Annotated in this window: 9 protein-coding genes; 3 read left to right on the top strand and 6 right to left on the bottom strand. The window is 62.5% G+C overall.

What is annotated here, in order from left to right:
* Positions 1 to 188: 188 nt before the first annotated feature.
* Positions 189 to 887 (top strand): pirin family protein, encoded by a 699-nt coding sequence (locus tag ACQZ2L_RS08830; RefSeq protein ID WP_430325688.1) that lies wholly within the window; start codon positions 189 to 191, stop codon positions 885 to 887.
* Between the two features lie 18 nt (positions 888 to 905).
* Here the strand turns inward: ACQZ2L_RS08830 and ACQZ2L_RS08835 are convergent, their stop codons facing one another.
* A complete protein-coding gene (locus ACQZ2L_RS08835; protein WP_430325689.1) occupies positions 906 to 1,820 on the bottom strand; it encodes a site-specific integrase in 915 nt (304 codons plus the stop codon).
* 210 nt (positions 1,821 to 2,030) lie between these two features.
* On the opposite strand from ACQZ2L_RS08835, the gene ACQZ2L_RS08840 reads away from it, so the two are divergent.
* Both ACQZ2L_RS08840 and ACQZ2L_RS08845 read left to right on the top strand, forming a co-directional pair.
* On the top strand, positions 2,031 to 2,678 hold the full coding sequence (locus ACQZ2L_RS08840) for a DUF1345 domain-containing protein (RefSeq protein WP_186697929.1): 648 nt from the start codon (positions 2,031 to 2,033) through the stop codon (positions 2,676 to 2,678).
* Positions 2,679 to 2,853: 175 nt separating this feature from the next.
* Positions 2,854 to 3,114, top strand: a complete 261-nt coding sequence (locus ACQZ2L_RS08845; RefSeq protein WP_430325690.1) for a DUF1652 domain-containing protein — start codon at positions 2,854 to 2,856, stop codon at positions 3,112 to 3,114.
* Here ACQZ2L_RS08845 and ACQZ2L_RS08850 read toward each other — a convergent pair.
* From ACQZ2L_RS08850 to ACQZ2L_RS08870, 5 genes are all read right to left on the bottom strand, one after another.
* Positions 3,111 to 5,192: a putative bifunctional diguanylate cyclase/phosphodiesterase gene (locus tag ACQZ2L_RS08850; protein ID WP_430325691.1), complete on the bottom strand. Its 2,082-nt coding sequence runs from the start codon at positions 5,190 to 5,192 to the stop codon at positions 3,111 to 3,113. The genes ACQZ2L_RS08845 and ACQZ2L_RS08850 overlap by 4 nt on opposite strands.
* Before the next feature lie 178 nt (positions 5,193 to 5,370).
* Complete coding sequence (locus tag ACQZ2L_RS08855; protein WP_430325692.1) at positions 5,371 to 6,861, bottom strand: efflux transporter outer membrane subunit; 1,491 nt, start codon at positions 6,859 to 6,861, stop codon at positions 5,371 to 5,373.
* Positions 6,858 to 9,965: an efflux RND transporter permease subunit gene (locus tag ACQZ2L_RS08860; protein ID WP_430325693.1), complete on the bottom strand. Its 3,108-nt coding sequence runs from the start codon at positions 9,963 to 9,965 to the stop codon at positions 6,858 to 6,860. Before ACQZ2L_RS08860 ends, ACQZ2L_RS08855 begins: the two co-directional genes overlap by 4 nt.
* Positions 9,962 to 13,060 (bottom strand): MdtB/MuxB family multidrug efflux RND transporter permease subunit, encoded by a 3,099-nt coding sequence (locus ACQZ2L_RS08865; RefSeq protein ID WP_430325694.1) that lies wholly within the window; start codon positions 13,058 to 13,060, stop codon positions 9,962 to 9,964. The genes ACQZ2L_RS08860 and ACQZ2L_RS08865 overlap by 4 nt, the downstream gene beginning before the upstream one ends.
* Positions 13,057 to 14,325, bottom strand: coding sequence for an MdtA/MuxA family multidrug efflux RND transporter periplasmic adaptor subunit (locus ACQZ2L_RS08870; RefSeq protein WP_430325695.1), 1,269 nt, complete (start codon positions 14,323 to 14,325; stop codon positions 13,057 to 13,059). The genes ACQZ2L_RS08865 and ACQZ2L_RS08870 overlap by 4 nt, the downstream gene beginning before the upstream one ends.
* Positions 14,326 to 14,358: the final 33 nt, after the last annotated feature.

Genomic DNA, 14,358 nt, shown 5'->3' on the forward strand with positions numbered 1-14,358 from the left:
GGTGGCTGCAACCGTTAAAAATCGCCAGCAATTTCTTGCACATCAGCCTATTAGCCGATGAATCGCATAATTGACTGCAGATGCATACATCGATCAAAACGATATTTTTAAGCCGTTATTTACGCTTATATTCGATTATTTTTAGCTGCATCATGGCTCCATCAACGCTATTCAGGGAGCGGACGCTCATGCTGCACCTCAGACCTTTTGCCAGCTTGGGCCATGCCAATCACGGCTGGCTTGACGCTCATCATCATTTTTCATTCGCTGAATACTATGACCCAGCGCGCATGCACTGGGGCAACCTGCGGGTCTGGAATGACGACCTTATTGCCGCCGGCAGCGGCTTCCCGCCGCATCCGCATCGTGACATGGAGATCATCACCTACGTCCGCGAGGGTGCTATCAGCCACGAGGACAGCCTGGGTAACAAGGGCCGCACCGAGGCCGGCGATGTGCAGGTGATGAGTGCTGGCAGCGGCATCACCCACAGCGAGTACAACCTGGAGAAGGTCGACACCCGAATTTTCCAGATCTGGATCATCCCTGAACGTGTTGGCGCAGCGCCGGCTTGGGACGTCCGCCCGTTTCCCAAAGGCGAGCGCGGCGAAGGCTTTGTGACCCTGGCCAGCGGTCGCTGCGGCGACGAGCAGAGTTTGCAAATCCGTTCCGACGCAAGATTGGTAGCCGCCACGTTGCGGGCCGGTGAAACAGCACGCTATAGCTTCGATGAAGGCCGCCGTGGCTACCTGGTACCCGCCAAAGGCAGCATAGAAGTCAACGGCGTGCGGGTCGAGACGCGTGATGGTCTGGCCATCGAGCAAGAGCCGGTGCTGACCGTGACGGCCCTGGAAGACAGCGAAATCGTGCTGATCGACGTCGCCTGACCTGCATAGCCAAGCGCCTCAGTAGTCGAACCGATCCACCGCCCTGCGCCGCTCGTTGTCATCGCGGCGGTCGTAGGCCGCCGTGGTCTGGATATTGGCATGGTGGGCCAGCTTCTGCGCAATCGACAGATCGTGCTCTTCGATAACCCGGGTAATGAACGCCCGACGAAAGTCATGCGGCATGATCTTGACCCCGACCTGCGCGCCGCGCTGGCGAGCGATGTAATAGATCGCATGTTTGGTGATGCGCGCGCGGGTGATGTGATTGCCGCGGCGGATGCGATTGAACAGGAACTCATCATCGGCTTCGCCGACGGGTAGCTGCTCACGGCGCAAGTCCAGCCAAGCCTGGAGCTTTTCGAACGCCCAGGCCGGTGCGTACTTGACCAACTGCCGGTTGCCCTTGCCCACCACCTGCAAGCTGCGCTCGGTGAAATCGACCTGCGCCAGGTCGATATCCACCGACTCGGACTTACGCATGCCGGTACCGTACAACAGCGCGATGATCGCAGCGTCCCGCACCCCTTGCGGACGCGGGTCAGCGGCGCAGGCATCCATCAGTTCACGAATCAGGCTGCGCCGCAGATTGCGCCCGGGCGGCAGTCGGCTGCCGGTCGCCGGTTTGACCTCACGCATGCGCAGCAGCTGTTCATGCCCTATCAAGCCCTGGCGCCAGGCTTCGTTCATCACCCCACGCACGGCATTGACGTACAGCGAAGAGGTATTGGGCGCGTAGCCGTCTGTGCGCAGCGCCGCGACCAGGGCGATGATGTGCCCAGGCTCAAGCTGGTGCCACGGCACATCGGCGATATCACAGTCGATGAAACCGAGCCGGTCGGCAGCGTCCTGCAGAATGTAGCGCATGGTCAGTTGGCTGGAAGGCGCCAGCCGGGCGAGATACTGCAACAGGGGGTTTTGCAGAGAATCGGTCAAAACGTGAATCCTATTCCTTGAACTTCAAGCTGCAATCAATGCCATCATCTTGATATGCAACAGGTTTGGCCCTACGAGCCCTGATGGTACCGGAAACACCACGCTGATGCTGACCAGCAGATGCCCGTGTGCACCGTCGCTTGCGAAGTTGTGCACTGCGCCAGCCCAAAGCGCTAAAGTGAAGCTCACCGCCCCTGCCAGCGAGGCCCTATGGCACTGCACCGTCTGACCCGCTCTCACCCTCGCCTGACGATTGCCACCCTCGCCGGACTGGTTGGCGGCTGGTTGATCCCGGCCGAAACCCTGATCCAGCACCTGCTGGCCGGCTGGAACCTGGGTGTCTGGCTGTATGTGCTGCTGGTGCTGTGGCTCAGCTGGCGGGCGACACCGGCGAAGGTTCGCAAGGTCGCGCAGATCGAAGACGAGAATGCCGGCCTGGTGTTGTTCGCCGTGTGCCTGGCAGCCATTGCCAGCCTGGCTGCAGTGGTGCTGCAACTGGCAGCCAGTCAAGACCTGCACGGTAGCGAGTTGACGGTGCACTACCTGTACACCGGGCTGACCGTAGCCGGTTCCTGGCTGCTGATCGGCTGCATCTTCAGCCTGCACTACGCGCGCCTGTTCTACACCTCGGCACTGCCAGAACCGCCCCTGCGCTTCGCCGATGGCGAGCGCAACCCGGACTATTGGGACTTCCACTACTTCGCTTTCACCCTCAGCGTGGCCGTCCAGACCTCCGACGTCGGCGTTGCCGACCGCGGCATCCGTCGGGTAGTCCTGGCGCAATCATTGGTGGGTTTTGTCTTCAATACGGCGATTCTGGGGATCACCATCAATATCGCTGCGGGCTTGCTGGGCTGAATGTGGCGACGAAAACGTTTGCCTGAATGCGCCAGCTGTGACCGAGGTCAAGCATTGGTATAAATGTCATCTTTTGTGCGAGAAACTACCGCCTCAGGTGCTAAGGTTACAGTCCTTACCGCCAATTGACGGCGCAACTCTCAGCCCTTTCCTGCACAAGGTCGAGGAGGCAAGCATGAACAAGATGACGTTTCCCAATGCTTGCCAGGTGATGCGCTGGCACTTTCATCCTTTGGGCTTTGAAGCCAGCATGGATGCACCGCGCAGCATGATCGTGCGCCTGTTTGATCGTGAGTCGGGCGAAACCGTGCTGGCCATTGCCGGTATCCCCTGCAGCGCGATCATGGCCGCCAGCGATGTCGAGCGCATCATCGAAGCCGTCGAGGATGAAATGGCCGCATTCATCCCCTCCTATTCGCTACGCACCGCGGTTTAGCTGATCCGAGGCGCATCGCGCGCGGCGAGCCCTGCCATGAACTGCTCTGCCGGCACCGGTCGGCCCATCAGATAACCCTGCAACGAGTCACAGCCGAGTCGGGTGAGGAAATCCTGCTGGCTGTCGGTCTCGACACCCTCGGCAACGATCCGCAGGCCCAGCGCCTGGCCTAGAGCCACGATTGCCGAGACGATCGCTGCATCGTCGCTGTCATGCTCCAGATCACGGACGAAGCCGCGGTCGATCTTCAGCTCATTGGCCGGCAGACGCTTGAGGTACATCAGGCTCGAGTAGCCGGTACCGAAATCGTCGATGGAAATATCCACGCCCATGTCCGACAGCTTCTGCAACACCAGCAGGCTGGCGTCCGCGTCACGCATGGCGGTGGTTTCGGTGATCTCCAGGGTCAGATGGTTGGCGGGCAACTGATTGCGCTGCAATGCCTCGGCAACCCCGTCGATCAGGCCGGCGTAGCAGAACTGGATGGCCGAAAGATTTACCGCGATGCGCCAGTCTTCTTGCCCCTGCTCCAGCCATTGACGCATCTGCCGACAGGCTTCGCCAAGCACCCATTCGCCGATAGGAATAATCAACCCGGTCTTCTCGGCCAGGCTGATGAAACGGTCCGGGTACAACAGCCCATGTTGCGGATGCTCCCAGCGCAGCAGGGCTTCGGCGCCAATCGGTACCCGCCGGACGGCGTCGAACTTGGGCTGGTAATGCAGGCGGAACTGGCCCTGTTGCAGCGCGACACGCAGGTCCTGCAGCAACTGCAGCTGCTGACGTGCGTCACTATTCATCGAACCGTCGAAAAAGCTGTAGCCGTTCTTGCCAGCGTTTTTGGCGTGGTACATGGCAGCATCGGCGTTGCGCAGCAGCTCGTGCTGGTCCATGCCATTGCCTGGGTACAGCACGATGCCAAGGCTGGCAGTCAGTTGCAGGTCATGCTCCGCCACCCGGTACGGCCGCGACACCAGGTTCACCTGCTTGATTGCGACGCCCATTGCGTCCCCCGGCTCCTGCAACTCGACCAGCAGCACAAACTCATCGCCACCGATTCGCGCCAGCGTGTCTTGGCTGTGCAAGTGACCACGCAGGCGCTCGGCCACGGCCTTGAGCAATTGGTCGCCGACATGATGGCCGAAGGCGTCGTTTACCGGCTTGAAGCCGTCCAGATCGATGAACATCAGGGCAAAGCAGGTGCCCTGCTCGCTCACCTTGGCGATGGCCTGCTCGATGCGGTCAGCCAACAGCGTGCGATTGGGCAGCCCGGTGAGGATATCGTGCAGGGTCAGCTGGGTCAGTTCCTGGTTGGCCAGCGTCAGCGAGCGAGCGAGCTCGGTTGTACGCGCGACCAGACGTGCATCCAGCACCGACGTGAGCAAGGCTACGGCAAGTACCGCGAGGGTGGTGATCAGTACCAGGTAGACCAGGCCATCGCCTTTCAGGCCTGTGCCAAGCGCGCCGCAATAACTACCCTCAGGAAAGCTTGCCGCGGCCATGCCGGTGTAGTGCATGCCAACGATCGCGATGCCCATCAGTACGGCTGCAGCGACGCGGATTTGCCGCACATATGGGGTCTGCCGGCGCAGGCGGAAAGCGATCCACAGCGCTGCAGCGGATGCACATACCGCGATCGCCAATGAAGCGCTGAACAACTGAGGATCGTAATCGATCCCTGGTTGCATGCGCATCGCGGCCATGCCCATGTAGTGCATGCTGCTGATGCCGGTGCCCATGATCAACGCGCCGCAGGCCAATTGCAGCAGCGGCAGGCTGGGTTGATTGATCAGCCACAGGGCAAAGCCGGATGACAGCACTGCGATCAGCAACGACACCAGTGTCAGCGTCAGGTCATAGCCCAGGTCGATTGGCAGGCTGAAGGCGAGCATACCGATGAAATGCATCGACCAGACCCCGCTACCCATGGCCAGCGCCCCGCCGCACATCCACAGATGAACGGCACGCCCCTTGGCCGTGGCAATGCGCCCGGTCAGGTCCAGTGCGGTATAGGAAGCAAGAATAGCCACGCACAGTGATATCAACACCAGCGCGGGGGAATAACTACCGATTAGCATGGGGGTTCCGGCATCGGGCGCAGGGAGGGCCCGGAAAAGCCGCTGATTGTACTCAAGCCTTGGCGAAACGCACGGCATTTCGCGGGGCTGGGCCATAAGAGTGCCAGTACCCAGAACAGGCGTGTCCAAACCGGTGAAAACGCCGCTTTCACGGCGTCAATTCGGCGTCGGATTCACCCTATTGTTGTGCTTGGCTGAACGCCTGCTGACTATCCCAACCGCCCCCCAACGCGGCGATCAACTGCACGCTGGCGATCAGTCGCCCTTGCAGCAAGTTGAGCACGCTGCGTTCGTTGCTCAGCGCGGTCGCCTGCACGTTGACTACGTCCAGGTAACCAATCAGGCCGGCCCGGTACTGGTTTTCGGTCAGGCGCAGCGACTGGCGTGCGGCCTCCAGCGCTTCCTGGCGTACGACTGCTTCATCGCCATAGACTTTGAGCTGGATCAGGTAGTTTTCCACTTCCCTGAAGCCATCGAGCACGGTCTGCCGGTACTGCGCCACGGTCTGGTCGTACACGGCAACCGTGCGGTCCACCTCGGCGCTGCGTTTACCGGCATCGAACAAAGTCATGGCCAGCGATGGCCCGACCGACCAGAAGCGGTTTGGCAGCTCGATCCAGTTGCTGAAGCTGCTGCTCGAGTAGCCGCCGCTCATGCTCAGGCTCAAGTCCGGAAAATAGGCCGCGCGGGCCACGCCGATGCTCGAGTTGGCAGCCATCACACTGCGCTCCGCCGAGGCGATATCAGGCCGCCGCTCGAGCAATTGCGAGGGCAGCGCCAGCGGCACCTGCGGCAGCGCCGGGATCGACTTGCTGTCTGCCAGGGCAAAGTCCGCGGGCGCCTTGCCCATCAGCACGGCGATGGCGTTTTCATACTGGGCGCGTTGCCAGATCAGGTCGATCAGGTCGGCCTGGGTGCTTTTGAGCTGGGTGCGCGCCTGGGCTACCGCATCTGGTCCGGATACCCCTGCGCGGTACTGGTTTTCGGTCATCTTCAGCGAGCGCTCGTAAGCGGCCACGGTGGCCTCGAGCAAGCGCTTCTGCTCATCGGTCACCCGCAGTTGCAGATAGTTCTGCACCAGTTCCGACTGCAAGCTAAGGCGCATCGCTGCCAGGTCGGCAAAGCTTGCCTCGGCACTGGCTTCGTTGGCATTGAGGGTTTCCCGCAACTTGCCCCACAGATCGATCTCCCAGCTCACCCCGAGCTGGGTGGTGTAGGTATTGCGGATACCGCTGCTGTTGTTCGACAGGCTCGAGCTGCTGCTGCCGGTGCCCTGCGCCGAGCGATTCTTGCCCGCCGACAGATCGAGGCTGGGGAACAACGACGCGCGGCTGCTGCGGATCAATGCGGTGGCCTGACGGTACTGCGCCTCATACTGAGCGACGGTCTGGTTACTGCGATTGAGCTCCTCGACCAGGCTGTTGAGCTGGGCATCACCGTACCGTTCCCACCAGGCGCCACGGGCAATCGCGTCCGACGGTTTGGCCTGAGTCCAGCCTTCGGCCTGCTTGAATTGGGCAGGCGTGCTCAGCTCGGGCCGCTGGTAATCCGGGCTCAAGGTACAGGCACTGAGCATCAGCACGCAGAGGCTGGCGCCAAATAGGCGCGAGCCACGGCCGCGGCCCAGCAGCTGCAAGGCACGGTGAAGTGGAGTTTGGGCAAAATTCATAGCGGGGTATCCAGTGCAGCGTCGGTACGTACACCGCGCCAATGGTTGAACCGGTGGCGCAGGCGATCGAGGTAGAGGTAGACCACAGGCGTTGTATAAAGCGTCAGTACCTGGCTGAACACCAGCCCGCCGATAATCGTCAGACCCAGCGGTTGGCGCATCTCGGCGCCTTCGGCATTGCTCAGCAGCAGCGGCAAGGCGCCGAGTATGGCGGCAATGGTGGTCATCAGGATCGGGCGCAGCCGCAGCAGGCAGGCCCGGCGGATCGACTCTTCCGGCGACAAGCCTTCGTTGCGCTCCAGTTGCAGAGCCAGGTCGATCATCAGGATGGCGTTTTTCTTGACTACGCCGATCAGCAGGAACAGCCCCAACAGCGAGATCAGGCTGAACTCGCCGCCTGTTACGTACATAGCCAGCAGTGCACCCACGCCAGCAGATGGCAGGGTCGAGAGGATGGTCAGCGGGTGGATGTAGCTTTCATAGAGAATCCCCAGCACCAGGTACACCAGCACCAAGGCGCCGAGGATCATCAGCGGCTGGCCTTCCTGAGTCTTGCTGAACGCGTCGGCGGTACCGCCAAGCTTGGCAATCACATCTTCCGGCAGGCCGAGCCTTGCCACTGCCCGCTCGACCGCGGCCATGGCCTGATCGGTGCTGTAGCCCTCGGCCACGTCAAAGGCGATGTCTTCCGAGGCGAACTGGCCTTCGTGGCTGACTCGGTCGTTGGCAAGGCTGTTCTCGTAGCGGGCAAAGGCTGACAGCGGCACCCGCGCGCCGTCGGCGGTGATCACCTGGACTTGCTCCAGCGTGCTTGGATCCCAGGCATACTTGGGATTGATCTCCAACACTACCTGATACTGGTTGAGGCTGTCGTAGATGGTCGAGATCTGCCGCTGGCTGTAGGCGTTGTTGAGCACCGTGGTGACCATGTCCATGTCGATGCCCAGGCGTTTGGCCTGATCACGGTCGACCACCAGCGTCACCTGCTGAGTGCCCGCGCCGTCATGGGCGTCGATGGCGGTCAGTTCAGGCAGCGCGCGCATTGCCGCAGTGACTTTCGGGAACCACTCGCGCAGCGCGGCGAGATCACCGCTCTGCAGGGTGTACAGGTACTGCGAAGAGGTCTGATCGCGGCCACCGCCGCCCAGTTGCAGGTCCTGGTCGGCCATCAGGAACAAGCGCCCGCCGGGCACTTTGGGCAGCTCCTTGCGCAGGCGCTCGATCACCTGCTGGGCATTGATCTTGCGTTCGCTGATCGGCTTCAGGCGCACCAGCACCATGGCGTTGTTGGTGCCGCTGTTGCCGCCGATGAAGCCCGCTACGCTCTGCACCGCTGGGTCGGCCAGCAGCGCACGCCGGTAGATTTCCATCTTCGGCTGCATCACGCTGAACGACAGGCCGTCGTCGCCACGGACAAAGCCCATCAGTTGGCCAGTGTCCTGCTGCGGCATCAGCGTCTTGGGCACCACCACATACAGCAGCACGTTGACGCCGATGGTCAGCAACAGGCTGAGCAGGGTCAGGCGGCGATGGCGCAAGACCCAACCAAGGCTGCGGTCGTAACCGGCAACCATGCGCTGATGCTGGCGGTCGCTCCAGCGCTGCAGGCGGTTGGGCTGCTGCTCGTGGGGCTTGAGCCAGCGCGCGCAGAGCATTGGCGTCAACGTCAACGAAACGATCAGCGAGACGATGATCGCTGCCGCCAGGGTGATCGAGAATTCCTGGAACAGGCTACGCACGATGCCGCCCATGAACAGGATCGAGACGAACACCGAGACCAGCGAGACGTTCATCGACAGCAGGGTGAAGCCCACCTCTTTGGCGCCGAGAAACGCCGCGCGCATGGGCGGCTGGCCGTTCTCGATATGTCGGGAGATGTTCTCCAGCACCACGATGGCATCGTCGACCACCAGCCCGGTGGCGAGGATCAGCGCCATCAGCGACAGGTTGTTCAGCGAGAAGCCGCACAGATACATGACCGCAAAGGTGCCGACCAACGACACTGGCACCGCCAGGCTTGGGATCAGCGAGGCACGCAGGTTGCCGAGGAACAGGTAAACCACGAGGATCACCAGCACTACAGCGATCAGCAAGGTGTGCTCGGCTTCCTTGAGCGTCGCGTTGATCACCGGCGAGCGGTCCATGGCGATGTCCAGCTTGACGCTGGCGGGCAACAGCGACTGCAGCGCAGGCAGTTGCTGCTTGATCTGCGCCACGGTCTCGATGATGTTGGCATTGTTCTGCCGGTTGATCACCAGCAGCACCGCGCTCTGGTCGTTGAAAAAGCCGCTGTTGTAACGGTTCTCGACGCCATCGGTGACGGTACCAACGTCCGACAGACGCAGGATGGCGCCGTCCTTCTGGCGAATCACCAGCGACTGATAGTCCTTGGCTTTTTCCAGCTGATCGTTGGCGCGCACCTGCCAGTTGCGCTCGGCATCCTCGACAAAGCCCATTGGCCGGCGCTGGTTGGCATTGCTCACTGCCGTGCGCACCTCATCCAGCGAAAGGCTGTACTGGTTGAGCAGCTGTGGCTCGAGCGCAATACGGACTGCTGGCAGCGAGCTGCCGCCGATCTGCACTTCCCCTACTCCACTGACCTGGGCCAGGCTCTGCGACAGAATGGTATCGGCCAGGTCGTACAGCTGGCCCTTCTGCAGCACGCTGGAGGTCAACGCGATGACCATCACCGGCGCCTGCGACGGGTTGATCTTCTTGTAGGTGGGCATGCTGCGCATACCGCTGGGCAGCAGGTTACGCGTGGCGTTGATCGCCGCCTGCACTTCCCGCGCGGCGCCGTCGATGTCGCGGCCTTGCTCAAAACCGATGATGACCCGGGTCGAACCCTGGTTGGAGCTGCTGGTCAAGGTGGTAACGCCGGCGATGGCACCCAGCTTGCGCTCCAGCGGCGTGGCCACTGTCGACGCCATCACCTCGGGGCTGGCGCCGGCCAGGTTGGCCGAGACCACGATCACCGGAAAGTCCATCTGCGGCAGCGGCGACACCGGCAGCAGGCCAAAACTGACCCCGCCCAGCAGCATGATCGCCAGGCTCAGCAGCATGGTCGCGACTGGTCGGCGAATGAACGGCCCGGACAGGTTCATGCTTGCGCCTGCTTGGCATCATCGCGTGGCCGCCAGCGCTGGGCCAGGCGGTCGAAGTACAGGTAGATGACCGGTGTGGTGAACAACGTCAGCACCTGGCTGACCAGCAGCCCGCCAACCATCACCAGCCCCAGCGGCTGGCGCAGCTCGGCGCCGGAGCCGGTGGCAAGCATCAACGGCACCGCGCCGAACAACGCCGCCAGCGTAGTCATCAGGATCGGCCGGAAGCGCAGCAGCGCCGCCTGGTAGATCGCATCATGCGGGGTCATGCCCTGATTGCGCTCGGCCTCCAGGGCGAAGTCGATCATCATGATCGCGTTCTTCTTGACGATACCGATCAGCAGGATGATGCCGATGATGGCGATCATGCCCAGGTCATTGCCGCTGATCAGCAGCGCCAGCAAGGCGCCGACCGCCGCCGACGGCAGGGTCGAGAGGATGGTGATCGGGTGGATGTAGCTCTCGTAGAGCACGCCGAGCACGATATACATGGTCACCACAGCCGCCAGAATCAGCAACAAGGTGCTCGACAGCGAGGCCTGGAACGCCTCGGCAGCGCCCTGGAAGCGGGTCTGTACGCCGATCGGCATGGCGATCTCCTGCTGCACCTGCTCGATCGCCGCCACCGCTTCACCCAGCGCCACACCGGGTGCCAGGTTGAACGACATCATCACCGCCGGGAACTGGCCGATGTGGGAGATCGCCAACTGCGCCTGGCGCTGCTCGATCCGCGCCAGTGCCGACAGTCGCACCTGGCCGCCATCGCTGGCCTTGACGTGAATAGACTCCAGCGCCGCCGGGCCGATATTGGCGGCGTTCTGCGACTGCAGGACCACTCGATACTGGCTGGCCTGGGTGTAGATGGTGGAAATCTGCCGCTGGCCGAAGGCGTCATACAGCGCATTGGTGATCTGCGAGACGTTGATGCCCAGCCGGCTGGCCATGTCGCGATCGATCACCAGGTAGACCTGCAAGCCCTGGTCCTGCAGGTCGCTGGCCACGTCGCGCAGCTCGGCGCGCTGTTGCAGGGCCTGCACCAGTTTGCCACTCCAGGTGGCGAGCATGTCGGCGTCGGGCGACGACAAACTGAACTGGTACTGGGTACGGCTGACCCGGTCTTCAATGCTCAAATCCTGCACCGGCTGCATGAACAGGCGGATACCAACCAGCTTGTCGACTTGCGGCTGCAGGCGGGCGATCACTTGTGTGGCGCTGACGTCACGTTCACCGTGAGGTTTCAGGTTGATCAGCAAGCGGCCACTGTTGAGCGTGGCGTTGTCGCCATCCACGCCGATGTAGGACGACAGGCTTTGCACCGAAGGGTCCTGCAGGATGATCTTGCTCAGCGCTTGCTGACGCTCGCTCATGGCGGCGAACGAGGTCGACTGCGGCGCTTCGGAGATGCCCTGGATCACCCCGGTGTCCTGCACCGGGAAGAAGCCCTTGGGTACGGCCATGTACAGCACCACGGTCAGTACCATGCTGGCAATGGCAACCAACAGGGTCAACGGCTGGTGGCGCAATACCCAACGCAACCCGCGGCTGTAGTGCTCGATCAACCAGTCGATCCAGGCGCCGCTGGCGCGATAGAAGCGGCTCTGCTCTTCTTCCTTCGGCTCGCGCTTGAGCAAGCGCGCGCACATCATCGGCGTCAGGGTCAGCGATACCACCAGCGAAATCAGGATCGCCACCGCCAGGGTGATGGCAAACTCGCGGAACAGGCGGCCGACCACATCAGCCATGAACAGCAGCGGGATCAGTACGGCGATCAGCGAGAAGGTCAGCGAGATCAGGGTGAAGCCAATCTGCCGGGCGCCCTTGAGCGCAGCCTGCATCGGCGTCTCGCCCTCCTCGATATGCCGAGAAATGTTCTCCAGCATGACGATGGCATCATCGACGACGAAGCCGGTGGCAATGGTCAGCGCCATCAACGTCAGGTTGTTGATCGAAAAGCCGGCCAGGTACATCACACCAAAGGTGCCGATCAACGACAGCGGTACGGCAATCGAGGGGATGATGGTGGCACTGACCCGGCGCAGGAACACGAACGTCACCATCACCACCAGCACGATGGCAATCAGCAACTCGTGCTGCACATCGGTAACCGCAGCGCGGATGGTTTGGGTGCGGTCGGTCAGGACCATCACATCCAGGCCAGCCGGCAGGTTGTCGGTGATCGACGGCAGCAGGTCCTTGATCCGGTCGACCACTTCGATGACGTTGGCGCCGGGCTGGCGCTGAATATTCAGCAGCACGGCCTGGTTCTCGTTGGCCCACGCCGCGAGGCGTTCGTTTTCGGCGCCATCGACGATCTCGGCCACGTCTTTCAGGCGCAGCGGCGCACCGTTGTTGTAGGCGAGGATGAGGTTGGCGTATTCCTCGGGCGAGCGCAGCTGGTCGTTGGCATCCAGCATCGACACCCGGGTCGGGCCGTCGAAGTTGCCTTTGGGCTGGTTGACGTTGGACGCGCCGATCAAGGTGCGCACGTCTTCCAGGTTGAGGCCGTTGGCTGCGAGGGCATCGACGTTAACCTTGATCCGCACCGCCTGGCGCTGGCCGCCGGCAATGCTGACCATGCCCACGCCACTGATCTGGGCAAGCTTCTGCGCGACGCGGGTATCGACCAGGTCGTTGAGCTTGGGCAGCGGCATGGTCTTGGACGAGATTGCCAAGGTCAGTACCGGCGTATCGGCCGGGTTGACCTTGTTGTACACCGGTGGCGCCGGCAGGTCACTGGGCAGCAGGTTGCTGGCGGCGTTGATCGCGGCCTGCACCTGCTGCTCGGCAACGTCCATGTTCATGTCGAGACTGAAGCGCAGGGTCAGCACCGAGGCGCCGCCGGAGCTGGTCGAGGCCATCTGGGTGAGGCCCGGCATCTGCCCGAACTGGCGCTCCAGCGGCGCAGTGACCGCGCTGGTCATGACCTGCGGGCTGGCGCCGGGATATAGAGTCATGACCCGGATGGTCGGGTAATCGACCTGGGGCAAGGCCGCCACCGGCAACAGCTTGTAGGCAATCAGGCCAGCCAGGACCAACGCCAGCATGCTCAGCGTGGTGGCGACCGGGCGCAGGATGAACAGCCGCGAGAGGTTCATGCGCCCGCCTTGCCCGACGTGCCAGCCTCGCTGGTGCCACTGCCGTCCTGGCCTTGCAGATGCTGGCCGGGGGTGGTCGGTACTTGCGAGCTGTCTTCCACCACTTCTACCGCGCTGCCTTCACGCAGGCGGTCGGTGCCTTCGAGCACCAAGCGGTCGCCCGCGACCAGGCCTTCGAGGATCACACTGCGCTCGCCATCGCTCGGGCCGACCTTGAGCTTGCGGATATTGACCTTGCTCTCACCGTTGACCACATAGGCAAAGCTGCCGTCGTTGCCGAACTGGATCGCAGCCGCAGGGGCCATGATCACCTGTTTGAGGGTGTCGGCGAGCAGGCGCACATTGACGAACTGGTTGGGGAACAGCGCCTGATCCTTGTTGGCAAAGCTCGCCTTGAACTTGAGGGTACCGGTGGTGGTGTCGATCTGGTTGTCCAGGCTGCCGAGCTCGCCGCTGGACTGCAGCTTGCTCTCGTTGCGGTCCCAGGCCTCGACGGGCAGAACAGCGCCGCTGCGGTAACGATCGAGCACGGTGGTCAGCTCGGTTTCGGGCAAGGTGAAGGCAACACTGATCGGCTCGGTCTGGGTGATCACCACCAGCGCCGTGGTGTCGTTGGCCGCAACCAGGTTGCCCAGGTCAAGCTGACGCAGGCCCAGGCGGCCGCTGATCGGTGCGCGGATCTGGGTGAAATCGAGATTGAGCCGGGCATCGCTGACCGCGGCCTGATTGGTCTTGATCAAGCCCTGAAACTGCGCCAGCTGGGCTTCAGCGGTGTCCAGGGTCTGCTTGGCGATGCTGTCTTCGGCGTACAGGCCTTTATAGCGGGCCACGTCAACCTGGGCGTTTTTCAACTGCGCCTGATTCTGCGCCAGAGTGCCTTCGGCCTGCTGCAAGGCGATGCGGTAGCTGCGCGGGTCGATCTCGGCGAGCAGGTCGCCGGCCTTGACCTGCTGGCCTTCCTTGAAGTGGACCTTGATCAGCTCACCGGCGACGCGGCTGCGCACGTTGACCGTGTTGTTGGCGGTCACAGTGCCAAGCGCCTTGTAGTACAGCGGGAAGTCGCCCACCTGCACCGGCTCTACCCGCACTGGCACAGCCTCGGCAGAACTGCCAAAACCGGGCCGACCGCTCTTGCCTGCGCGCCCGGCCTGGTCCTTGGGCGTCGACGCGGCAGGCCACAGCCACCAGGCCAACAGGGCCACCAGGACCAGGATCAGCAGGCCAAACAGCCAGCGACGGGGGGAGCGGGAGACAGGAGCTTGCATGGCTTGAACGAACCTTGTTCGGAAACGGCGACT

The organism is Pseudomonas shirazensis (assembly GCF_050496565.1).
GTDB classification, from domain to species: domain Bacteria; phylum Pseudomonadota; class Gammaproteobacteria; order Pseudomonadales; family Pseudomonadaceae; genus Aquipseudomonas; species Aquipseudomonas shirazensis_A.

Bases quoted from the DNA above. Each gene is read 5' to 3' on its own strand.
- ACQZ2L_RS08830 (WP_430325688.1), top strand. From the start codon at position 189: ATGCTGCACCTCAGACCTTTTGCCAGCTTGGGCCATGCCAATCACGGC.
- ACQZ2L_RS08840 (WP_186697929.1), top strand. From the start codon at position 2,031: ATGGCACTGCACCGTCTGACCCGCTCTCACCCTCGCCTGACGATTGCC.
- ACQZ2L_RS08845 (WP_430325690.1), top strand. From the start codon at position 2,854: ATGAACAAGATGACGTTTCCCAATGCTTGCCAGGTGATGCGCTGGCAC.
- ACQZ2L_RS08850 (WP_430325691.1), bottom strand. From the start codon at position 5,192: ATGCTAATCGGTAGTTATTCCCCCGCGCTGGTGTTGATATCACTGTGC.
- ACQZ2L_RS08855 (WP_430325692.1), bottom strand. From the start codon at position 6,861: ATGAATTTTGCCCAAACTCCACTTCACCGTGCCTTGCAGCTGCTGGGC.
- ACQZ2L_RS08860 (WP_430325693.1), bottom strand. From the start codon at position 9,965: ATGAACCTGTCCGGGCCGTTCATTCGCCGACCAGTCGCGACCATGCTG.
- ACQZ2L_RS08865 (WP_430325694.1), bottom strand. From the start codon at position 13,060: ATGAACCTCTCGCGGCTGTTCATCCTGCGCCCGGTCGCCACCACGCTG.
- ACQZ2L_RS08870 (WP_430325695.1), bottom strand. From the start codon at position 14,325: ATGCAAGCTCCTGTCTCCCGCTCCCCCCGTCGCTGGCTGTTTGGCCTG.